At 54.8% G+C, this 23544-nt stretch carries 17 protein-coding genes; 3 read left to right on the top strand and 14 right to left on the bottom strand.

All coding sequences use genetic code 11. From position 1 onward, the window contains the following. Nucleotides 1–4 precede the first annotated feature (4 nt). A complete protein-coding gene (locus JS536_RS05640) occupies nucleotides 5–835 on the bottom strand; it encodes a carbohydrate ABC transporter permease (RefSeq protein ID WP_214356137.1) in 831 nt (276 codons plus the stop codon). Next, nucleotides 828–1727, bottom strand: a complete 900-nt coding sequence (locus JS536_RS05635) for a sugar ABC transporter permease (protein ID WP_214356136.1) — start codon at nucleotides 1725–1727, stop codon at nucleotides 828–830. The genes JS536_RS05640 and JS536_RS05635 overlap by 8 nt, the downstream gene beginning before the upstream one ends. A 145-nt stretch (nucleotides 1728–1872) precedes the next feature. Between JS536_RS05635 and JS536_RS05630 the strand changes: the two genes are divergently transcribed. Further along, on the top strand, nucleotides 1873–2895 hold the full coding sequence (locus JS536_RS05630; protein ID WP_214356135.1) for a GntR family transcriptional regulator: 1023 nt from the start codon (nucleotides 1873–1875) through the stop codon (nucleotides 2893–2895). Between the two features lie 156 nt (nucleotides 2896–3051). Further along, complete coding sequence (locus JS536_RS05625) at nucleotides 3052–4713, top strand: sialidase family protein (protein WP_214356134.1); 1662 nt, start codon at nucleotides 3052–3054, stop codon at nucleotides 4711–4713. A 121-nt stretch (nucleotides 4714–4834) separates the two neighbouring features. Here JS536_RS05625 and JS536_RS05620 read toward each other — a convergent pair whose 3' ends face one another. The 5 genes from JS536_RS05620 to JS536_RS05600 form a co-directional block, all read right to left on the bottom strand. Beyond that, complete coding sequence (locus tag JS536_RS05620; RefSeq protein WP_214356133.1) at nucleotides 4835–6025, bottom strand: family 1 glycosylhydrolase; 1191 nt, start codon at nucleotides 6023–6025, stop codon at nucleotides 4835–4837. A 57-nt stretch (nucleotides 6026–6082) separates the two neighbouring features. Continuing rightward, nucleotides 6083–6958 (bottom strand): carbohydrate ABC transporter permease, encoded by an 876-nt coding sequence (locus tag JS536_RS05615; protein WP_214356132.1) that lies wholly within the window; start codon nucleotides 6956–6958, stop codon nucleotides 6083–6085. 32 nt (nucleotides 6959–6990) lie between these two features. Further along, nucleotides 6991–7908 (bottom strand): sugar ABC transporter permease, encoded by a 918-nt coding sequence (locus JS536_RS05610; protein WP_214356214.1) that lies wholly within the window; start codon nucleotides 7906–7908, stop codon nucleotides 6991–6993. 95 nt (nucleotides 7909–8003) lie between these two features. Then, nucleotides 8004–9299 carry an extracellular solute-binding protein gene (locus tag JS536_RS05605; protein WP_214356131.1) on the bottom strand — a complete coding sequence of 432 codons (1296 nt, stop codon included), beginning with the start codon at nucleotides 9297–9299 and terminating at the stop codon, nucleotides 8004–8006. Between the two features lie 242 nt (nucleotides 9300–9541). After that, nucleotides 9542–10630 carry a LacI family DNA-binding transcriptional regulator gene (locus tag JS536_RS05600; RefSeq protein WP_214356130.1) on the bottom strand — a complete coding sequence of 363 codons (1089 nt, stop codon included), beginning with the start codon at nucleotides 10628–10630 and terminating at the stop codon, nucleotides 9542–9544. On the opposite strand from JS536_RS05600, the gene JS536_RS11815 reads away from it, so the two are divergent. Continuing rightward, nucleotides 10629–10784 carry a hypothetical protein gene (locus tag JS536_RS11815; RefSeq protein WP_240544273.1) on the top strand — a complete coding sequence of 52 codons (156 nt, stop codon included), beginning with the start codon at nucleotides 10629–10631 and terminating at the stop codon, nucleotides 10782–10784. The two genes, JS536_RS05600 and JS536_RS11815, sit on opposite strands and share 2 nt — an antisense overlap. Nucleotides 10785–12167: 1383 nt before the next feature. Here the strand turns inward: JS536_RS11815 and JS536_RS05590 are convergent. The 7 genes from JS536_RS05590 to JS536_RS05560 all read right to left on the bottom strand — a co-directional run bounded on the left by JS536_RS05590 (nucleotide 12168) and on the right by JS536_RS05560 (nucleotide 23526). Next, a complete protein-coding gene (locus JS536_RS05590; RefSeq protein WP_214356129.1) occupies nucleotides 12168–13661 on the bottom strand; it encodes a DUF4038 domain-containing protein in 1494 nt (497 codons plus the stop codon). Between the two features lie 72 nt (nucleotides 13662–13733). Continuing rightward, on the bottom strand, nucleotides 13734–16196 hold the full coding sequence (locus JS536_RS05585; RefSeq protein ID WP_214356128.1) for a glycoside hydrolase family 3 N-terminal domain-containing protein: 2463 nt from the start codon (nucleotides 16194–16196) through the stop codon (nucleotides 13734–13736). Continuing rightward, complete coding sequence (locus JS536_RS05580) at nucleotides 16189–17271, bottom strand: family 43 glycosylhydrolase (protein WP_214356127.1); 1083 nt, start codon at nucleotides 17269–17271, stop codon at nucleotides 16189–16191. Before JS536_RS05580 ends, JS536_RS05585 begins: the two co-directional genes overlap by 8 nt. A gap of 23 nt (nucleotides 17272–17294) precedes the next feature. Then, nucleotides 17295–19928 carry an alpha-L-rhamnosidase gene (locus tag JS536_RS05575; RefSeq protein WP_214356126.1) on the bottom strand — a complete coding sequence of 878 codons (2634 nt, stop codon included), beginning with the start codon at nucleotides 19926–19928 and terminating at the stop codon, nucleotides 17295–17297. Then, nucleotides 19915–20769, bottom strand: coding sequence for an ATP-binding cassette domain-containing protein (locus JS536_RS05570; RefSeq protein ID WP_214356125.1), 855 nt, complete (start codon nucleotides 20767–20769; stop codon nucleotides 19915–19917). The genes JS536_RS05575 and JS536_RS05570 overlap by 14 nt, the downstream gene beginning before the upstream one ends. Further along, nucleotides 20762–22585: a dipeptide/oligopeptide/nickel ABC transporter permease/ATP-binding protein gene (locus tag JS536_RS05565; protein ID WP_214356124.1), complete on the bottom strand. Its 1824-nt coding sequence runs from the start codon at nucleotides 22583–22585 to the stop codon at nucleotides 20762–20764. The genes JS536_RS05570 and JS536_RS05565 overlap by 8 nt, the downstream gene beginning before the upstream one ends. Continuing rightward, nucleotides 22582–23526, bottom strand: coding sequence for an ABC transporter permease (locus JS536_RS05560; RefSeq protein WP_214356123.1), 945 nt, complete (start codon nucleotides 23524–23526; stop codon nucleotides 22582–22584). The genes JS536_RS05565 and JS536_RS05560 overlap by 4 nt, the downstream gene beginning before the upstream one ends. Between the last annotated feature and the right edge of the window lie 18 nt (nucleotides 23527–23544).

Below are 23544 nucleotides of genomic sequence, written 5' to 3'. Positions count from 1 at the left end.
TGTTCTATCCTTTCACTGCTCCAGCGGTGATTCCTTTTTGGACATATTTCTGTGTGGTGAGGGCCAGTATGAATGCAGGGATGAGGGCTATGGTTCCGGCCGCGGCGAGGAGCCCATAGGGCGTATCCTTCTGCAGTTGGAGCATTCCGCTGATTCCGACTGGCAAAGTCTTGTTGGAGTCATTGAACAGCAGTACCAGCGCGGTTCCGAATTCGTTGTACGCCGCGAGAAATACGAGTATGGCAATGACTACAAGTCCAGGTATGACCAAAGGAAGAGCGATCTTCCGATAGATTTGGAATTCCGAACAGCCGTCGATTTTTGCCGACTCGAATACCTCAACCGGGATTTCGTCGAAAAAGCCGGTTGCCAGCCAGATGGCCAGCGGAAGATTGGCGGTGATGTACACGACCGTCAGAGCAATCTTGGAATCGAGTAGCCCCATATGGTTGAAGATAATGTAATAAGGGACCATATAAATCAGGGCGGGAATCATGCGCACGATGATGATAAGCATCATGGAGAATCCTCGACCGCGGAAACGGAACCTGGAGTACCCGTATCCTGCCAATGACGCCAGAAGCAGCGTGCAAAGTGTGGTGACGACGGCTATCGTCAGACTGTTGACGAAGAAGACGCCTATGGATTTTTCCTCAATTGCCTGTCTGAAATTATCCAAGGTGCCTGATGTCGGAATGAACTGCGGCGGTGTCACCATAATCTGACTCGGCTTTTTGAACGCTGTGGTCACCGTCCAGTAGACAGGAAACAACGACAGCAGGGTGTAAGCCATAAGAATGATGAATGAGACGGAAACCCTGTGTGGTTTACGCATTTCGATCCTCCTTGTCTCGGGTAAGGAGCAGTGTCGCCACGGAAATAACAGCAATGAGTGCGAAGAAAATTACTGCCGCCGCCGAGCCTTGGCCAATATCCATGTAACGGAATGCCGTTTTATACATCATTGTGCCTATTGATTCGGTGCTGCCATGAGGGCCGCCATCGGTCATAATCATGATCGGGTCAAACACCTTAAGAGAGTCCATAACACGAATCGACATGACCAATGCAAAGAAGTTGCGGATCATGGGTAATGTAATTTTCCAGAAGATAACGAATTTATTGGCGCCGTCGACGCGTGCACTTTCATACATCTCATTGGGGATGGTGGTGAGCGCTCCAAGGAATATCAGCATGCAGAATGGTATGGACCCCCATGCATCAATGACGACGATGGCCATGCGAGCTGCCCAGGTGTTGCCAGTCCAAGATACGGGAACCCCTCCGAACAACTGGATCAGGTAGTTGATAGGGCCATATACGGCTCCAAACATGATCTTCCACATGGTGCTTGAAACCACCGGCGCCACCATCATGGGGAGGATGAGTAGGCTTTTAAGGATGCGTATGCCCCGACTCTCCTGCTGGTCTGACAGCAGTACCGCGACAAGGAGTCCCAAACCTACCGAAATCAGTACCGCGAAGAAGCAGAAAAGCAGCGTCCACCATATCGAATTAGTAAATTCACGATTGCCTAGAATCGCAATATAGTTTTCCAGACCGTTGAACTTGGCCATATCCGCGGGCATGACCAATGAGTAGCTTCGGAAACTCAGGTAGACGGCGTAGAACAGCGGCACAATAGCGAGCATCAAGATGAAAACCATCGATGGCGCTATGAAAATCAGGTGCGCCACTTTCTCCAGTTTTGTTCTGATGAGGTTCATGTCAACTCCTTCGTTGATGGAACCATCATAAAGCTAGAATTTATATCTGAACATACTAAATTCAGTATGTTTCATATTGAATCTAGGAAGTATTCTAGATATATAAGCAGTTTGCAGTTGCATTGGAGCGCGATGGAGGGCGAAGATGCGGAACACGCCTTTGTACCAGCAAATCGAAGACACCTTCATTGAACAAATTAAAAGTGGTTCGCTGAAAGATGGCGACAGAATACCTTCCGAGTCCGAAATCGTGGAAATGTACCACGTTAGCATGATAACGGCCAAGCGTGCGCTGAATAGTCTAGCCGATAATGGCTATGCATTGAGAATCCAGGGGAAGGGAACCTTTGTCCATGTCCCACAGACCCAACGAAGCTCATTCCTCATCGGAATACTGTTTACCACCCTCGCTACGGATATCGACAAGGAGCTTCTCGATCATCTGGAACGATACGCACGGAAATCTGGTATGCGTTTCCTATTCGGACTATCACGCGAATCCGTCGAAGAGGAAAACCGAATTATCGAGGAATTCCGCAATTCCGGCACGGATGGCGTAATCATCTTCCCCACTGTTTCGGAAACATACAATAACGCCATCATCAAGCTTTTCCTCGAACGTTTTCCCTTGGTGCTTATTGATCGATATTTCAAGAAGATGGACATACCAAGTGTCGTCTCCAATAACTTCGATGGAGGCTACCAACTCGCAAAACTGATGTTCGCACACGGGGCAAGCAAACTTTGTTTTATCAGCACGAAAGAGGAGAACTCAGCTACGCTGGATCGGCAGATGGGAATCGAAGAAGCCTTCATTGAACAGGGAATACCAACTAACAAGAACGATTGGCTGTTCGTGCCTTCCGATGTCCAAGACGCCGCCGAAATCGAGGATTTCCTTAACCAGGTAAAACCTGACTGCATCATGACGGTGAATGCTCACCTAGCGGGACTTGCCAACCATTACGTTCACGAACACGACGTGCTCCATCTTTCCTTTGATGCCTCAAATGGCAGTGACTACTATGTGCGGCAAAATCCTGAAGGCATAGCGGACATGGCCATACATCTTCTCCGAAAATCCATGACGGGAGAACGAACGGAATCACACAACATCCTCGTCCCCATTACGGTAAATGCGGGAACCAGACAGAAACCATCACGCTGACTCTCTCATCATCGCGCCCATAGCTATCATCGCCACTCTCGATTCCGTCCAGCCACGCGCATCGGACCGAAACAACAGACGTCAATCTGTTCCTCATTCACAACGAATACGCCGTTGTGGCAATGCCGCCACACGGCAGCTAACCAAGGAACTCGGATGGGTCAACCAACAAAACCGAAATTATGCGTCGCACTACTATGCGCGGCAGTACTGTCATATCCGGCCGCCATTGTCTCTGGCCAGGAGCCTGCCGGCGTCTCGTTAGAGGCCTCAATGACCGGCACTGTGCTTTATGCGCCGGACCTGACCGCATTCCCTAAGGGAACCGCGGGATATCCAAGAGCCATACGTCTTATAAACGGTGACGGCAATGCCATACTCGCTACCTTCGCCCAAGCCGGGCATGGAAAACCCGGATCCATGCCCGTCTACCGCAGTGAGGATGAAGGCAGAACATGGAACAAGATATCCACGGTGACATCTCATACGGAAGGGTGGGATATTGAAGCCCCAACGCTCTACGAGGTGACAACAGACTCCGGTGTTCTTAAAACAGGTGATATCCTCGCCGCCGGAACAGCATGGAAAATCGGAGATTACACCAGCCAGGCGGTCGAGGTGTTCAAGAGCCGTGACGGAGGATACACTTGGGACTACCTTTCGAATTGTACTCAAACATCTGGAATGCCCAATACATGGGGACATGGCATCTGGGAACCGGCATTCAGACAATCCGCCGACGGAACGCTGGCATGCTTCATTTCCGACGAACGACCCGCAGGTTCACCGACCAATAACCAGATCATCGGTCATTACACATCGTCGGATGGCGGCCTGACTTGGAGCGACGACATCATTCAAGATGTTGCCTTTGCTAATGACAATCTCAAAAGGCCGGGAATGCAGACTTTCGCTGATCTGCCGGATGGCCGAGTTGTCATGAGCTATGAAATGTGCCGTGACGCCACCGATGCCAATCATGCATGTGAAGTCTATATCAAATACAGCAATAACGGTTTGGATTGGGGAGATCCGTCAGATGCCGGGATACTTGTACAGACATCCGACTCTCGCGAGTTACTGCATACCCCATATATCGCCTGGACTCCGACAGGCGGTAAGAATGGCACATTGATGCTGTCCGGACAGCGTATCGTCGCCGGACCAACCGGCAATAAGACCATTCTCGAAGAATCCGGAACCGTGATGTTCGCAAATACCCATCTCGGAGTAGGCGAATGGTTTGAGATATCCACCCCCATTCGTGTATCACCGACCGGTGGATATGCGAATGGAGAACAATCCTGCGCCGGTTATTCCACGCCGATGATTCCTCTGGCCGACGGCCAGCGTTTTCTTTATCTGGCAGCCACATGGCTGAACGTAGGTAACCAATGCCAAGTGAACTTTGCACAAGGCGAATTGCCGGAAAACGTTGGAACCATCATCAGCACTACAGGACAATGCCTCGACGTGGACACCAATACCGCCAGGAATGGCAATGCCGCTCAGCTATGGACCTGTAACATCGCCAGCGGGCAAAGATGGTCAATCCACGCCGATGGGTCAATACGATCATTCGGCAAGTGCCTTGACGTAGACGCACAGGGAACCGAGAACTTTACCAAAGTGCAACTTTGGGAGTGCAATGGAAGCGGAGCCCAGCAATGGCTATATCAAACCGAAACCGGAGCTTTAGTCAATCCCCAATCCGGTAAATGCTTGGACATACCAGCCGGGAAAACGGATGACGGTACCCAACTGCAAATATATGAATGCAATGGTCTTTGGACACAACATTGGACATTGCCAAGCTAGACGAGATTCCCAGATAAAGTCATGATTGCGATTCGCATCCGACAAAACACGAATCGCAATCATGGGAGTTTTGAGAAGTTGGGTTGGAGCCACTTGTATCGGGCTCCAACCCAACTTCTACCTATCGTAGGGGGTGGAACGCGGTGTTGGTCCTTGCGATGGCGCCGAGCCAGTTCAGGGAGGGTCTGGGCTGGCGTTCGAAGGTTTCCTTGTTCCATCCGATCAGGCCGAAGGTGGGGCCGAAGGATCCCCATTCGTAGTTGTCGAGCAGTGACCAGTGGATGTATCCGCGTACGTCGATGCCGTCGTCCATCGCGGAGTGGAGACCGGCGAGGGCGTCGAACGTGTAGTCGATGCGGCGTTTGTCGTCCGAGGTGGCCAGTCCGTTCTCGGTGACGAGGATCGGGGTGTGCTTGGCGACGTCCCAGGTGTGGCGGACGGCGATGCCGAGGGCGGCCGGGAAGTATTCCCATCCGGTGAGGGTGCGTTCCACGTCGTCTGTCATCGGCACGGGGCCGTCCTTGCCGATGAAGGTGCGCAGGTATGCCTGCACGCCGATGAAGTCGTCGCCGACGGCCGCTTCGGTGAAGTAGTCCTCGCGCGGGTACTGGTATTCCTCCATCTCCTTTTCGCAGCCGGGCACCGCGTGGAACGCCTGGCAGGCGATAGTCCAGCCGACCTTCGCGTCCGGCAGTGCGGATTTGATGACGTCGCGGGCCATGTGGTGCGCGTCGACGAGCGCCTTGGAGATGACCGGGTCGGGGGCGGGCAGCGACGCGGCGATGAAGTCGGTGCCTTCGGTGCCGCCTTGGGTGAGCGCGACCATGTTCGGCTCGTTGATGGTGAAGATCCACTTCACGTCGTGCAGGATCGGCAGCACGTAGCGCACGTATCGTTCGAACTTCTCGAGCGCGTCCGGCCTCTTCCATCCGCCCTTGGCCGCGAACCACAGCGGCATGGTGAAGTGGTAGACGGTCACCATCGGTTCGACGCCGTACTCGTGGCATGTGTCGATCATCTGTCGGTAGTGGAGCAGTTCGGCGCGGGAGAAGCATCGCTCGGCCGGTTCGATGCGCGCCCATTCGATGCCGAAACGGTATGTGTTCAGGCCGGAGTCGGCGAGCAGGCGGATGTCCTCGCGGAAACGGTTGTAGCTGTCGGCGGCGTCTCCGGACGGCTCCTTCACGTCGGTGCGCGGCGAGTGTTCGCGCGCCCACCAGTCGCTGGCGGTGTTGTTGCCCTCGACCTGGTGGCCGGCGGTGGCGGCGCCCCAGTAGAAGCCGTCGGGGAATGCGTATGTCGGGGAGGTCATGGTGTCGGACTCCTTTGTCGGTTGAGTAAATGCGGTGATTGTCGGTGAGGCTGGGACCTACTTGATGCCGGTCATGGCGACGCCCTGGATGAAGTAGCGCTGCAGGAAGACGAACAGGAGCAGGATCGGGGTGATGACCAGCACGGCGCCGGCGAGCAGGACGCTGTAGTTCGTCGCGTTCTGTCCGGTGGAGTACAGGGACAGGGCCACGGGCAGGGTGTACATCTCCTCGGATTGCGCGGAGACCAACGGCCACAGGAAGTTGTTCCAGCTGGACAGGAACGTGAGGATGGACAGGGTGGCCAGGGCCGGGCCGCACTGCGGCAGGATGATCTGGAAGAAGATGCGCAGTTCGCCGGCGCCGTCCATGCGGGCGGCCTCCATGAGCGCGTCCGGGATGCCTCCGATGAACTGGCGCATGAGGAACACGCCGATGGGCTGGCACAGGAACGGCAGGATCAGGGCCGCGTAGGTGTTGGACAGGTGCAGGTTCGAGATGATCACGAACAGCGGCACGAACGTCGCCACGCTCGGCACCATCAGGGTGACCATGACCGCGCCGAACAGGATGTTCTTGCCGGCGAAGTCCATCTTGGCCAGCGCGTAGCCGACCATCGAGCAGAACACGATGTTGCCGAGCACGGTGATCACGGCGACCACGAGGCTGTTGGTGAAGAACGAGCCGAAGTTCAGCTGGGTGAACCATTGCGTGAAGTTCGCGAGGGTGGCGTGCTCGGGCAGCAGCTTCGGCGTTTTGGCGAGGATCTCGCGCTGGGTCTTGAGCGAGCCGAGAGCCATCCACAGGAACGGGAAGATCCAGACCACGCCGATCAGCGCGAGGATGATGTAGGAGATGCCGCGGCCCTTGATGAACCTTTGGCCGAGGGAGAGCTTGTTGTCCGGGATGATCGCGGACTGCGTCGTTGCGCTCATGTCATGTCTCTTTTCAGTCGTGTCGTTTCGGGTCAGTCGTCGGAGCGCAGGATGCGGAACTGCAGCACGCTCACCAGCGCGATGATGACGAACAGCACCCAGCTGGCGGCGGAGGCGATGCCGTACTGGCCGAATCCGAACTTCTGGTAGACGTAGTATGCGGCGGACAGGGTCGAGTCGAGCGGGCCGCCCTGGGTCATGACGAAGGCCTCCTCGAAGAACTGCAGGTATGCGACGGACAGCAGGACCGCGCCGAGCAGCAGGGTCGGCTTGAGCAGGGGCAGGATGATGGAGCGGAATGTGCGCCACTTGCTTGCGCCGTCGATCGCGGCGGCTTCCTTGAGTTCCTCGGGGACGCCTTGCAGGCCGGCGAGGAAGATGATCATCAGGGTGCCCATGTTGCGCCAGATCGTCATGACCATCAGTGCGGGCAGGGCGTAGTGCGTGTCGTGCAGCCAGTCGGGTCCCTGGATGCCGACGAGGGCGAGCAGCGAGTTGAGCAGGCCGTCCGATTGCAGGATGTAGCGCCAGACCACGGAGACCGCGACGACGCTGGCCACGACCGGGGCGTAGAACAGCGCGCGGAAGAACGCGTTGAGGTGCTGGGATCCGCGGTTGAGCGCGACCGCGAACGCGAGGGCGATGATCATGGTGATCGGCAGGCCGATGACCACGAAGATGGCAGTGACGAGCAGCGCGTGCAGGAACCGGGAGTCGGAGAACAGCGCGACGTACTGGTCGAGTCCCACGAAGTTGACGTTGAACGGGGTGCGGAGGTCGCGGGAGGTGATGTCGGTGAAGGACATCGCCGCGGAGGAGATAAGGGGAATCAGCATGAAGACGCAGAAGATGATCGCGAACGGCAGTGCGAATCCCCATGCCAGTATTGTCCGACGGCGGCGGAGGGCGCTGCCCGAACCCTTCGTCTTGCCTGATGTGCGCTTGGCCATGTGCTTATACCAGATTTCCGTTTGATGCGATTGGCCGGCCTGTTGGCCGGCCAATCGGTTCGTCATTTGTTATTTACCGTGTGCGGACAGGGCGCTCACTCGCCGATGCCGATGGAGTCGGCCTCGGACTGGAGGCTCTTGAGGCCATCGGCAACGCTGGTCTGGCCCTTGGCAATCTGCTCGAAAGCACGATCAGCCGCTGAGGAGAATTGTGCCCAAGTGGTGAATGCCGGGACGCCCTGGGCGTGCTTGAGCTGGTCGCCGAAAGCGGTGAGGGTCTTGCTGGCGGTCAGCGCGTCATTGCTCCAGGTCTTCTGGGCGGCCGGAAGATCGGAGGAAACGGTGTACCACTTGGCCTGCACGTCAGGCTGGCTGGCCCACCGGATGAACTTCCATGCGGCGTCCTTGTTCTTGGCCTCACTGAAGGTGACGAGACCGGAGCCGCCGAGGTAGGAGGTGCCCATGTCGGAGGAGGAATCCATGGCAGGCAGGGTGACGGTGGCGTACTTGTCCTTGATGTCGTTGCCGCCCAGCTCCTCGATCTGGCTCACGGCGGTCGGGCCTTCGAGCATCATCGGGGTGGTGCCGGCCACGAAGTCGGCGATGTTGGCGCCGGGATTGACATCGGCATTCACATCGGCGATGCCGTCCTTGTAGTAGCCGGTGACGTAGTCGAGCGCCCTGTTCATCGCGTCGGAGTCAATCGTCCACTTGCTTTCATTGCTGTCGGTCAGCGAGGCTCCGGCAGAGTACGCAAAGGGAAGAATTCCTCCGAAGCAGTCGGTGCCGGAAGCATTGATGCGCATGCCGTAGTCGACGCCGGAGACCTTCTGCATGGCCTCGGCCATGGTCTTGAGCTCGTCCCAGGTCTTCGGGGCCTCGGTGATACCGGCCTTCTCGGCGATGTCAGTGCGGTAGTAGAGCACGCGGGTATCGACGTACCACGGCACGCCGAGCTGCTTGCCGCCGACCTTGTAGTTCTCTACCGGCCCTTCAAAGAAGACGCTTAAATCAAGATTGCTTGGCACCTCGGAGAACGCATTAGAGAAATCGGCCATGAAAGTGTTGCCCATCTGCGCGACGTCCGGCACCTCGCCGGTCGCGATCGCGGTCTGCAGCTTGTCGTGCGCGGAGGCCCACGGGATGGCGGTGACCTTGACCTTGACGTCCGGGTTCTCGGACTCGAAGTCCTTGACGAAGTCGCCGAGCAGGTCGCCCTCATTGCCCATGGCCCAGATGGTCAGTTCACCGGAGGCCTTGTTGGAATCGATGGTGGTCACATCATCGCCGCCGGCGTTGGCGGTGTTGGTGCGGCCACAGCCGGCCATGCCCGCAAGCATCGCGACGCTGGCGACGACGGCGGTGGCGGCCTTGAACATACTACGCTTCATTTTTTTGCTCCTCCTTGAACCTTTTCCTTTGCAATCCAAGGGTTTAACCGCTTAGATTGTGATTATTATTTAAGCGCTTAGATTTTGGTCTGTCAAATCACGAACGGGTTCGACACGCCGTCTGGGTAGAAGATCCTACGACATCTGTCCTCGGCATCGCGGAAAACGGGAATGGGCATCATCAACAGCCCATTGGTCGACGATGCCCATTCCAGGTCATATTGTCTCAATCCCGAGCATGCTCAACAGCCGCAGCTGTTGCGTACTACCAGCCGTACCGGTAAGTGGTACTGCTCCGACTCCTTCCATGGCTCTCCCGCCCGCTCGTCCAATAAACGAGCTGCGAGCTGCCCCATCGCACCCATCGGCTGACGCACCGTGGTGAGCGCCGGATCCAGCATCCGCCCCGCGAGAATCCCGTCGAAGCCGGTCACCAGCACGTCCTGCGGCACGCGTACGCCGGCGTCCCGCAGGACGGCCAGCACCTCGAACGCGGTCTGGTCGGTCGCGCATACCAAGGCCTGCGGCAGACGACCCATATCAATCGTCTCGCACAATGTCACGAAATGCTCATGCGTGCCCGCCGTGCTGTCATCCAACGGCCGCTCCGGAACTCTCAATCCTCGGGTCTTCAGCCGCGAACGCATCGCCGCGAATCTTTGCCGGCCATCGTAATTGCCCATGCTGCCGACGAACTGGATGTCATGCACCCCATGCACATCCACAAGATGGTCAATCAGCAGGTTGACGCCGCGCACGTTGTCGCAGGTGATGTACGCTGCGGGATCGGTGCCCGCCCCCTCGCTGAGCCGCACAATCGGGATGCTGCGGCACAACGACGTGAGCGGCAGCGTGTCGGTGAACTTGTTCGGGAAGACCGCCAACCCATCCACCCTCCCGGCCACGTCGGTGATTCCCGCGCCGTCATCCCGTCGGACCGCGGTCCCCAGCAGCACGGCACGGTTACGGCGACGACATTCCAACTCGAAACCACGCTGTACCTCGTCAACGTAGAGCGGATACGACAGCACGCTCGGACAGTCGAATTCCTCGTCGGCCATATCAGCAATGGCGCTCTCGTCGTCTTCGTCGTCATCGCCGATCGGACGTTCAATGAGCATGTCGAACGAGTACAGGCCAAGCACGCCGGTTTGTCCGCGCGCCAGACCGCGGGCATTGGCGCTGGGCACATAGTCGAGCATTTTTGCGGCCGCGAGCACCCGTTCACGTGTCTCGGGCTTGACCTTGTCCGGCCGACGGAAGGTAAACGAAACCGTGGCGGTGGATACCCCCGCCTCTTTTGCCACGTCATACACCGTCGTCCTACGCATGGTGACCACTTTAGCCGGTTCCACGTCGTGCGACACCGGGAATGCCCAACAGCAGTACATCCGCGACGGCGTGACCGCCGGTTCCGTCTCCCAGAACCCCTATCAGATTGGATGCAAGACCGTCGAAGCGGCAGCCAAAGCCTCAAAGGTGTAAAGGTCTAGAAGTTCGTCGACTCCGGCTGCTTCTGGTACGACGCCAATAACATCGACGACGCCGACGTGCAGCAGGCTATGTACGACTGATCACTTCAACTCGATGTTTGAATTTGTCTTTCACAAGGAAGACTCAGTCCAAGCAAATCATCGAGTAGGATGACGAGGCATGAATCAAGAGTTTCTTATACCAAAAATATCTTTTGCCGATTTCTGCAATCTCGTTTTCCAATAGGTTTACCGGTGTTTCAATTGCAGATGATTGCAAATCCATACATCCGCATTGTGCGTCTTGGTTTACCCATGCATACCGGGTTCTAACTAACTCCGCGCGAGGAAAACACACAAGTATCATGTCGCCCGCAAGAACATAAGAACATCTCGGCAAAGGCGAAAAGATGAGGAAACACACTGCAGCTGCTAACGGCTGTGCCTCAACTTTGTCGCTTTCAGCTTGCGGCGAGCGTGCGTAAACAGCTCATCCTGCACCTCTGACGGCGGGATCACGTAGCAAGGCGGCACACCAATTGGTCCGAAAAAACGAAAACTGGGAAGACCTTAGCGATTAAAGCGATTAAAGGCCTCCCTAGTACCAAATGGCAGTTAGTCGACGGCTCTGTTTGGAAGTTCGTCACAGAGGAAGACCCCGATAATCCTGTTGGCAAGCCTCATCGTTCCCGTCGCTGCAGTTCGTCATCTATACCTCATCCTCTGCTGTAGATGAAGCATACTCGCATACGTGTAAGAGGATAATCAGCTAAAGCCACAGGGCGGCAATACCAAATTATTTAAGACAATTTTAATTTCAATGTTAGTACGCACGATACTTTGTGCAATATTTACCGATGGCGCGACGTGAATCGTGCCCCCCGTCAAGCCAACCAGCTCGGCAAAACCTCAATTACTCTAGAATGTACCGCCAAATCCGACTGCGATAAGACAATCGTTAATCATCGCGCTCGGGAAGGTAGCATTTTGAATCCGGCGGTGACAACCGCAGCATTTAAGGGGCATATTTCATCGAATCAGCAAATACGCCTGATATAAGCCAAATACAGACGAAGCGCCAATCATTACTCAAAACAGTGAAAATAATGGATGCCTGTTGTATCATGTACGCCTCATACATGGTCTCCTCTGCGATTGGTAACAACTCGTTTTTCCTAGAGAAACTCCGACAGCAAACATCACCTTACATGGCTCAAATACCTATTTCAGGCACATTTGAAAGATTGACAATATCAAGAATTACAGCAATTATTTTTTACTCCTCGGATTTATTCTTTTTACCATTAGAGAAACAACTATTACTGTTGATTCCCTCTGAGCAGATATAAGAATCTAAGATAGTGTCGTCTTGTCGAAAAAGCAGGACGACACTATCCTACGATTTCGACTGTCTGGCCATAATGGCTATTCCCCGTTCTGCCGGCATGGGAACAGCGACTTCGCCTTTTACATGCGTAAGTACGGTGAATCGGGTCATGTTCCACACGTCGATTACCTCAATGTCATACCAGTGGTCCTCCGGAAGGTCGATGACCGCATGCCGACAGTACTGATGACCGTAATAGACAAGCAACATTTCGGATTCGCAATGACCTTGGCATGGCATGTTGTCGATTGCCCATTGAATTCTACCTGTGCTATCAAACCTTGATACAAGTTGTTCAACAAGTTTGTTGGAAGATTTCTTGGAGGTAGGGATTGGGCCAGGTTTGATTGTGTTAGGGACGGACTCCATGATCTTCCGGAGAAAAGCAATCCGTCGGGGGCTGTCGCCATGGAGGATTCCTCCTTTTGCCCACCAGATGATTTCATCATCCGATTCGAATGTTTCCCCATGGGAACAATATCCGCCCAAGACAAAAGCCGTCCAGAACCTGTTGACCATTTCGAACGCGGACAGGTTTCCCCAGTTAAAAGGAAGGTCTCCCTCGTAGCCGCATTCGTCGATGATGACAGGTTTACCATATCGCTCAATCAGGCTTTTCACCTTCGCAGGCTGCTTGTCTTGGATACTACAATGTGTGATTTCAGGCCAGGAGGCATCCTGCTCTATGGCGCAGTGGTGATTGCTAAGCAGATGCGAATAAGGGTCATGCTCGGTGATTACCCTTGCGAAGTCATGCCACCATTCGGGTTTGAATGAAGGAATAAGATCGTACTCGTTTGCGAGTGACCACCATACGTTGGGGTATGCTGCAAGCCGTTTGACTGCGTATTCGAGGTATGTTAGGCATTGGTCGTGGTTTAAGGTGGAGTATCCCCATTCTGACTTGTCATATGGGTGGAACAGTATGATGTCGGCTTGTATGCTGAGACTGTTGAGTTTTCTAATTATACTGTCGAGTCTGTCCCAGTATTCAAGGCATGGTTTGTCAATATTGGGGATGCCTTGTTTTGTGAATTCAAAGGGGAATAGGGATGGTTCGTCGTGATTGTAGTCGTACCATTTGGGGAAGATACAGAATCGAACCTTGTTAAATGGGCTGTTTTTCAACGTATTGATTGTCGTTTTGATTCGTTCTTCCGGTTGGCTTGGAAGCGCATAAACGGTGGTTCCCATGGGACGGTATGGTGTTCCGTCTGCATGTTGGAACCGGATACCGTTCGCTCGGACGATTCCGTGCCCCGCCTTTGATGGGGCACAGTTTGTTTCTCCATTTGTGGTGAATAGTCCGGTGGTTTTCCACTGGTAATGTCCCGGTTCCTGAGGCAGGAATCTAATTTGATAGCATCCGTTTCCTGCATAAAAACCTTTGGCACTAACGGTCTCCCCGCTTTCATGAGTGAATTCGGCATTCAACTCGAAATCAGATTCCTTGTCGGATGGTTTCCCTTGGAATTTGAGGATGAAAGTTTCGTTGCATTGCATAGTAATCCTATTCTTTGATGGGGGTGGTTCCTGATTATGTATCAAATAAGGAACCACCCCCATCGTTCGTTTTCAGACAGTCCGAGTTTCCTCGGTCTTCGCGAAGAAACCGCGTTCTCTGCCGTTGATGAATTGATCGTTTACGACGTTGACACAGCTAGTGACCATTGGAGCGTTTGGATCTGCTGTTCCGGCGATCATCACGTCATATGTACCTTGTTCCACTTTCCAGCGCAATCGCTGATCAGTGAATGCGAGTGCGCTGATTGGCAGATGGAATGTGACGGTGGTCATATGGTTGGGTTCTAGGCCGTGAATACGGTAGAAGCCTTGGAGTTCCTTGACAGGACGGGTGATGCTGGCGTATTGGTCTGCTGTATAGAGTTGGACTACTTCGTCTCCAGTAACGGTGCCAGTGTTGGTAACGTCAACGGAGATGGCGATGGTGTCCTCCGGTTGCGGGTTAGTGTTGCTGATTTTGAGATTGGTGTAGCTGAAGGTGGTGTATGACAGGCCATGGCCGAAATGGTATCGGGGCGTGTGGGGCATGTCGACGTAGCCGGGGAAGGCTACGCTTTCGCCTTGATGCCAGGCTGAACCGTTTAAATGGTTGTAATTGAGCGGTACTTGTCCTGCGGTGCGGGCAACGGTGACGGGGAGTCTTCCGGCCGGATTGCTTTTCCCGCATAGTACGCTGGCGATGGCTTCGAATCCGTGCTTGGCTGGAGCCCATGCTTCGAGTATCGCTGACGCATTCTGGTCTGCGGCGTCGCTGGATATCGGCCGTCCTCCGATATGTACGACGACGAACCGGATGTGTTCATCGGCTAGTTTCTGGATGAAGTGTTCCTGCGCTGGCGATAGGTTGATGTCGGTGCTGTCGGCGCCTTCACCTGTGGCGGCGATTGACGATGTGCCGTATTTCCCGCCAACGGTGATGATGGCGATATCGGCGCTACGGGCTGCCGTGAGCGCTTCCTCAAAGCGGGTTTCATCGGTGCCCATGTGATCGTAGCCACGAGCATAGATTATGTGGGTGGCTGGTAGAATCTTGGCAAGTTCGTCCATGAGCGTGTTGGCTGCGGGCCAATGCTTGTGCAGCACGCGGTCGAAGACGTCCGCATCGCATTCCTGGATTTGGGTGCCGGGGATTTTGGGTACGACCCTGTCCTTATTTAAGGTTCCGTTGGCGTCCAAGCCTGCCATGGTGCGGATTGCAGCCTGCTCTCCTTCCTCCATACTGAGATGTGAATAGCCTCCGTACAGGTATCGGGCATTGGCGGCATGCGGGCCGATGACTGCGATGCTGTCAATGCTTGGTTTCATTGGTAGGATGCCATCGTTTTTCAGTAAGGTCATGGATTCAATTGCCGCCTGGCGGGAAACGGATTCGGCTTGTTCGATTCGTTCCTGTGAGGTGAACCGTTCATGTAGTTCAGGCTCATCAAGTGCGAAGGGGTGTTCGAACAGTCCCATGCGGAATTTCGCTTCAAGGATGCGTCTTACTGCCTTGTCGAGAATCGCTTGGTCGGCTTGGCCGTTCCTAAAACGCTCCATGAGTTCCTGGTTGTATCCGCATTCGAACTGGAGTTCCTGGTCCATGCCGGCTTTCATGGCCAGGTATCCTGTATCGGTCATCGTTTCACCGATGTGCTGGACTTTATGAGCGTTTGAGATGGCGCAATAGTCTGAGACGGCGATACCGTCAAAACCCATCTCGTCGCGGAGCAGATCGTTCAGAAGCCGTTCGGATACGGAAGCTGGTTCTCCTTGGATGACGTTATAGCAGGGCATGACGCCATGGAGTCCCTGATTGAAAGCAGCTTGGAATGGTTTGGCGTAGATTTCCCTTAGTTTATGGTCATCCACATCGGCTTCGGCACCGTGTATGCCGCCGACGGACGCATGGAAACCTGTGAAGTGCTTGGCGACTCCTTCCGTTTTGATCCCACTATCATCGGTTTCCTGCAGTCCCTCCAGGAAACCTGTACCCATGGATGCGACCAAGGTCGGATCTTCGCCATATGATTCGGCTTCCCTGCCCATACGCGGGTCATGTGACACGTCCAACACCGGTGCCAGAGTTTCGCTTACGCCGACCATGCGCTCCTCCTGGCCGACCGTACGTCCGATACTTCTTTCCAATTGTGGGTTAAATGATGCGCCACGGGCTATACCGGAGGGGAAACTGGTGGAACCGGGAATATACGCGCCGTACACGCCTTCCATGTGGAAGATTGCCGGAATATGGTGAGGCGACAGGTTCATGACCACCTGTTGCAGAGTTCGCTGCGCGTCGGATACCTGGTCGAGAGTGTCAAGCAGCCTCGCTTGCAGTGCTGAAATCTGCCCGACTCCATAAGGATGCTCCTGGGAGAGTGATTCCCATCCTTCGGTGTTGAAGGTTACCGGCATGAAGCAATTGACCTGCCCCATTTTCTCTTCCAGGCTCATACGAGGAAGCAGATCGTCAGCTCGCTCCTTCGCCGACAATGCCGCGTTCAGGTATTTCGGGTTGCTGGTCTGGTCACTCATAATCCTCTACTCTCCATTCGTCATGCCATTTAATGATTGGAACATCGTCTTCGAACTGAATCGGCAGCCACACGTATTCCGCTTGGGAAGTGTCCAATGTGACGTCTGAATACTCATCCAGCGACGCTCCACCCGGTACTCCGATGTCCTGTTCAATCACTTCTCCGGGTAACGGTGTCCGTTCGAACATGGTTTGGAATCTTTCCGCGTATTCGCTGTACCGCAGGCCCATCCAAGCGGGAGCCCATCGATCTGCCATGGCGATATATAGGTCACGCTTCCCCTGTACCCGGAACACACTGGATATCTGCGAATGATAGGAGGTACGTGTCTTATCATCCGGGTGCGTGTCACCCAGGATAGTGAACGGCCCATGCCAGGTATCCGCGATTGCTGATTGGGATGGGTTCGGCAGGTAACCGGTAGTCCCAGAGGTAATCAGATAATGCTTGCCATGCCGGATGAAATGCGCAGTCGCTTCCCTGGTGAATGGTGGACCGGAATGTTGGAAATGCGTACTATATCGGCCGTTGACATCGGTATAGTCATCCGTCAGTTCGGCGCATATTGTCTCGGTGTGGACGTGTTCGAAATAGTAATAGGCTTTTCCATCATCGCCTACCACCAAATCGAAGTCTCCGGCGTTCATACCGAGAGGCTGCAACCCGGTTCGTACGATCTCATACGGTCCTGTCAGATGGTCGGAAACCAGGATGGTTTCCGTCTGACGTCCGTCATGTTCCATGATTTTCAGCCAGCACACGTATTTCCCCGTCTTGCTGTTGAAGATGATATGAGGCCGATCCATCATGGAAGAAGGGTGCAGAGGGGATCCCGTATCGTCAACGACCGGAGGAATGATCAGTCCGAGATCCTCCCAGTTGTACAAATCGGAAGAACGATAGCATCGCACGCCCCAATGCCAGACGCCGTTGTTCCCATGCGTGCGTTCCTTGTTCTCGCCATACCAGTAGTAGAATCCTCCGTCGTAGATGACGGAACCTCCATGGGCTTGGATTCCATTCCCACTGGTGTCCAGCCAATGCCGTCCTGGGGTGAAAGTTGTTCGTATCATTTGATTGCCTTATTGATCGTGGATTATTTGCCTGTCTCGATAATGCCGTCGATTCTGGTCTGCCAATGATGGATGCCTTGTTCAACCTTCCGGCATGTGCCGTCCGCAAGATGGACTTGTGCCTGGACACCTTCCGGGATGGAGACATCCATGTCAACGAGTTCTCCTTCCCTATGCCATGACACCATGATGCGACCATAGGCACTGTCGTGATAGGTTTTCGCATACTGCAGGTCTGCGAAGTACGTCGGCCGTACTTCAACCTGCTGCCATCCCGGTGCCGTTGAGCGCAAACCGGCCAGGTGGTGAATCATCCATTCCGCCACTGCACCCAGCGCGTAATGGTTGAAGCTGGTCATCTCCCCCGGATTAATGGACCCGTCGGGGAGCATGGAATCCCAACGTTCCCATATCGTCGTGGCTCCCATCGTGACCGGATACAGCCAAGACGGGCATTCCTCCTGAGTCAGCAGCTTCCACGCATCCTGCATATGCCCGGTCATGGTCAGAGCGTCGCAGATAATCGGGGTTCCCACGAATCCTGTGGCGATATGCCATCCGTCTTCTCGAACGAGATCGCTCAACCGTTTTCCGGCCAGCTTGATCAGATAATCGTTTTCCAGCAGCCCCCATTTGATGGCGAGGGCGTACACGGTTTGAGCGTCGGATACGATGGTTCCGTCCGGGGAGACGAAAGCGTTCCTGAACGCTTGCCTGATGCTTGCTGCCAGACGGCTGTAATGCGATGCCCGATGATTGTCTCCGATGACATATAAGGCTTGGGAAACGATTTCAGTACACCTGGCAAAACAACCGGTTGCCACCACGTCCGGATTGGCTTTGGCCGCATCAGGCTGGTCAGGGGGAGCAGTCGGATCAAGCCAGTCACCGAATTGGAATCCTCCACGCCAAAGGTGGGAGTCTCCAGCCAGATTATCCATGCAGTCAACCCATGCGATCATGCTGTTAATCTGACGTCGGAGCATCTCCGTGTCACCTGTGGCCTGGTACACATTCCACGGGACGATGACCGCGGCGTCACCCCACGCGCAGGCCGGCGGGTCTATCTCACCCGCATCCGGTTCGGGAATCACATGCGGGACTCCCCCATCGGGATATTGTTCCGCGGCCAAATCCTTAAGCCATGATTCCAAGAGCCCGGACACATTGAACAGGTAGAGGGCGGTAGGACTGAACACCTGGATGTCACCTGTCCATCCCAGACGTTCATCACGCTGTGGGCAGTCCGTCGGAATGTCCACGAAATTGGATCGGGTGCCCCAGACCACGTTTTCGAACAGCCTGTTCAACCGTTCATCAGAACAGGAAAAACCACCGATGCGACGCATTCCTGTCCCGGCCAAGACCATGCAGATGTCTTTCGGATGAAGATCTTTCACGCCGTCGACTTGGGCGTACCTGAACCCGTGCAAGGTGAATTCCGGCTCCAATGTCTGTTCGTTCTTCCCGTCAATCACGTACTCATCCACGGCTTTGGCCGAGCGTAACGGTCGTACGCCTAGTTCGCCATGTTCCAAGACTTCCGCATGATGGACCGTGACCCTTGATCCTTCGGGAATCTCTCGAACGGCCAATCGCACCCATCCCACCGCATTCTGTCCGAAATCAACCAGCAGTTTCCCCGATGGGGATCGCCAGATTTTCTGAGCGGACAGACTGCCGGTTGGGATAATCGGAGGACCATCCGGGGCAACCAGTTCCCCTGTTGCTTTGTCTACGATTTCCACACCGCATGCGGGATTCTCGTTCACCCGCAGCAGCTTTTCGCGAATGGTCAGACCCGATGCCGATGGCGGGCAGTCCCGCAGGTCAATCGTCGACCCGTGGTACAGCGAATTGGTTTTCAGGGCGCTATTCCGGACCGACCAGGATTCATCGGAGTTGATGACCAATCCGGATCCATCGGAGAACTCAACTTCCAACTGCGCGCACAAGGCCAGTCGATCCCCGTAGAACGCGCGTCGTTTCTCCCATTTCAGATGTCCTCTCCACCATCCGTCACCAAGAAGAACCGTTAAATCGTTCGAGCCCTCATAAAGGGCGTCAGTCACATCGAACGTGCGGTAACGTAGACGATGCCGATACGAGGTCCAACCTGGATCCAGCACGGATTCGACTACGGTTTTCCCATTTACGGCGGCATCAAAAACGCCATGAGCTGTCATATAGAGTCGAGCGGCAACCGGTTCGCCCGGCAACTCGAACTCTTTGCTGAACAATGGCGCAGGGCAGTCCATTGCACCGACGTTTGTGGCTTTCTCCGGGGCGATGAATCGGGATGTCCAATCTTCAGGGTTCAGAAGCCCTGCTTCCACTGTGACTGGGTCACTCCAGAGCGTCCACTGCTTGTCTGCGGCATCGAACGCTCTGACTTGCACTGTAACCTTGTCTCGGCTTTGCAGGGGAGTAGATGGCCATTCAGTCAGAACCTGATTCGAAGTATCATATCGTTTCGTCGACGTCACCCCGTCACGGCTCGTCTTCACCTCGTAGGAGGACTGTTTGAATCCATCATTGGATTCGATTCGCCACGACAGGCGAGGGCATTCCTCTCCGATACCCAACACGCAGGGAGAGGGATCCCAATGTTCGAGGGAAACATCCCGAACCATCGGCGGCACACTATTGATAGTCATCGTTGACTTCTTTCATGTCATGCTTTAACTCGGCCAGGTAGCGCAGCCGTTCCTCGCGTCGTTGACGCTGAAGTTTCGGGTTGGCTATAGGCGCGGCCATCTGCAGTTTCTTCGTATAGGGGTCTCGCGGGTGTTCTGCTATCTGCTTCGCGGCGCCGAGTTCCACTATTCGTCCTTTGTAGAGGACAGCCGTCCTGTCGCTGATGGCGTTGACAACTCCCAGATCATGGCTGATGAATAGGTAAGAGACGTTCGTGCGCTGTTGAATCTCCTTGAGCAACCCCAGCACTTTCGCCTGCGTTGTCACATCCAATGCGCTGGTCGGCTCATCGCAGATAATCACCGACGGGTTCAAAGCCAATGCTCGAGCTATGGCTATACGTTGTCGTTGTCCTCCGGAAAACTCTCGTGGATACCTGTCCATCGCATCGGTGGGCAACCCGACCGAAGTCAACAATTCCGCAATCCGGTCCCGACTCTCCGTAACCCCTGCGACGGATAACGGTTCCGAAAGGATGTCTCCGACTTTCATGGCCGGATTCAACGAGCCATAGGGATTTTGGAATACGACTTGTATGTCCTGGGCTATGCCTCTACGTTCACGGCGGGAAAGGTTGCTGATCGGTTTGCCTTGATAGCAGACTTCCCCTTCGCTTACTGGAGCCAGACCTAGAATAGCTCGGGCGATCGTGGTTTTCCCGGATCCGGATTCGCCCACCAGGCTCAGCGTCTTCCCTGCGAACAAATCAAAAGATACTCCGTGGATAATCTCGGTCTGTCTGCCTCGTTTACCAGGGAAACGAACCACTAAACCGTCAACCGTCAGAATCGGTTCACTCATCTCCGGCCTCCTTCAGCTCCACACTCATCGCGGACGAAAGCAATGTCTTCGTATATTCGTTCTTGGGAGAGTCAAACAAATCATCTATCGGCCCCTGCTCGACGATTCGTCCGTCTTTCATCACACTCACGTAATCGCACAGGTCCGCCACCACGCCGAGATTGTGCGTCACCAGAATCATGGCAAGACCACGCTCACGGCTGAGAGCCCGCAGGATGTCCAAGACCTCTGCCTGCACGGTCACATCAAGGGCGGTTGTCGGCTCGTCGGCGATGATAATGTCAGGATCTCCAGCCAATGCGCCGCAGATCAGCACTCGTTGAGCCATGCCACCTGAAATCTCGAACGGATACAAGTTCATGACATCATCCACCCGGTCGATGCCGACGTCTGTGAGCAGTTGTCGTGCCCTACGGTCCGCCTGTTCGTGTGTCAAGTCTGTGACCGCACGAATGCCTTCGATGAGTTGATGACCGATGGTGTAGGACGGGTCGAGATTGCTCATAGGTTCCTGCGGAACATAACCGATGCGTTTGCCACGAATCCGTCTCAAGGCCTTCTGATCATGCAGCAGATCCTTGCCGTTCACCATAACATGGCCACCGAGTTGAATCGCTTCCTTAGGAAGGATTCCTAAGGCCGAGAACACGACCTGGGATTTTCCGGACCCGGATTCACCGACCAGACCATGGATTTCACCACGGCGAATATTCAAGGAAACACCGTGAAGAATCTCATTCAGATCACCGTTCGCGGTCGGGTAACCCATATGCAGATCCTGGATGGACATCACCACGTCATCGTCAACCGGCAGAGCGGGAGTCGCTTCAAGCTGCGACATGTCCACTGGCTTGCTGGATGCGGTGCCGGTATTCCATACTTTGTGCAACGCTTTGCGTATACCCCTGCGGGAAAGCACCTTCGATCGCGCGCTTGACTGCAAGATGTCGCTGAGCGAATTGCCCAACAGCACGAAACACAGAATCGTCACACTGACAAGAATCGCCGGAGCGAAAATCACGCCGGGATTGTTGTAGATGGAGTTGAACGAATCCTGAAGGACAATACCCCAGGAAGAGCTTGCAGGATCACCAAGACCAAGGAACGACAGTCCAGCTTCGGTTCCGATACCTGAAGCCATGACGAACGAGCATTGGATAATCACAGGGGCTCGGACGGACCAAAGGACATGACGTCCGATGATACGCCAGTCGGATAGGCCAACCACTCGTGCCGCATCCACGTAGAGCTCGTTTCTGACTCCGATGACGACCGATCTGACAAGCCTGTAGAACGATGGGGCTGTCAGGACACCAAAGACCGCCATCATGGCTATGATGTTCGGACCAGTGAGCGCATAGAGAGCAATCAGCAGAACGATACTGGGCATCGACATGAGATTGTCAGAAATAAAATCTGCGACGGTTTCGAACCAGCCTCGATAAAAACCGGCAATCAAACCGGATACCACGCCAAGTGTAATCGACACGATGCTGACGACCAGTACCGCAATCAACGTTTGGCGCGAACCCCAGATCAGACGCGAGAGGATATCACGGCCACCACGATCAGCTCCCAGAAAGTGTCCTGGAGAGAACGGCTTCGCATTCGTCGCCATCAGGTCACTGGCGTTGGGATCCAAGGGGGAAATGACAGGCGCAAGAAGCGCAACTGCCAGCACTACAGCCAACCAGGCGAGACACAAGACTGATTGCGGGTTCCTCAGAAGTTTACCGAAAGTGGTGTCCCTGAATCGTCGCATAGGAAGCGGATCCTCAGCGGAGGATGAATACTGCCGGGTATTGACCTTGCTCATTGGTTCTTCCTTGCTTTCGGGTTCAATGCGGCGATTAGAAGATCCGCAACGAAATTTACCACCACGACGACGACCACGGTCACAGCCACCGTTCCCATGACCATCGGCACGTCACTTGTTTGAGCTGACACATTGCCCAATTGACCGTAACCAGGCAAGGCAAACACCTGTTCGATGAACACCGCGCCTCCCAGCAGATTGAATACGGTCAGGCTCACCACCGTCATGCCGGGTGCTGCGGCATTACGAAGCACGTGGCGAAATATCACATTGGCCTCACTCAATCCGCGCGCCCGTAAGGTACGAACGTAATCCTGACCGAGGGTATCCAGCATGGCCGTTCGGAACTGCTGTGCCGCAGATGCGACACCGCCGACCAGCAGGGTGAGCACTGGCAGCGTAATCGTGGCAGCCCATTGGCTTATGCTCACTGCCGGGGAAACATACCCGGTTGGCGGCAGGATCTTCATCCAAATCGCGAAGAAGAATACAAGCGCAATGGCCACAATGAAGGACGGGATAGCGTTGCCCAGAACCGACAGCGTCTGCACAACACGATCAGCAACGCCACCTCTGACCGAAGCAAGAACGCCGAGCAGGACGCTGATCACAGCGGCCAACAGCAAGGAGGGGATGACGATGGAAAAGGTTACTGGGACACGCTGCATCAGGGCTTCATTTACCTTCTGCCCCGTATAGAACGATCTTCCCAGATCACCGTGAAGCGCATTCGTCAGCCATTCACCGTATTGGACGAACAGAGGCCGATCCAAGCCGAGTTCGGAAACCTTGGTAGCGATAGCCTCGGGAGTTGCCTTGACACCCAGGACACTATGCGCGATAGCTTCTCCATTGCCATACATGAGTGCGAACACGATGAATGTGACGCACAGCGACACGGCGCAGTAACGGACGAATTTTCGTATTAGTGTACCTACCATGTTCATCCCCTCCACTAT

Source organism: Bifidobacterium sp. SO4 (assembly GCF_018555355.1).
Taxonomy (GTDB): Bacteria; Actinomycetota; Actinomycetes; order Actinomycetales; family Bifidobacteriaceae; genus Bifidobacterium; species Bifidobacterium miconisargentati.
This window is presented reverse-complemented; position numbering and strand designations above follow the sequence as displayed.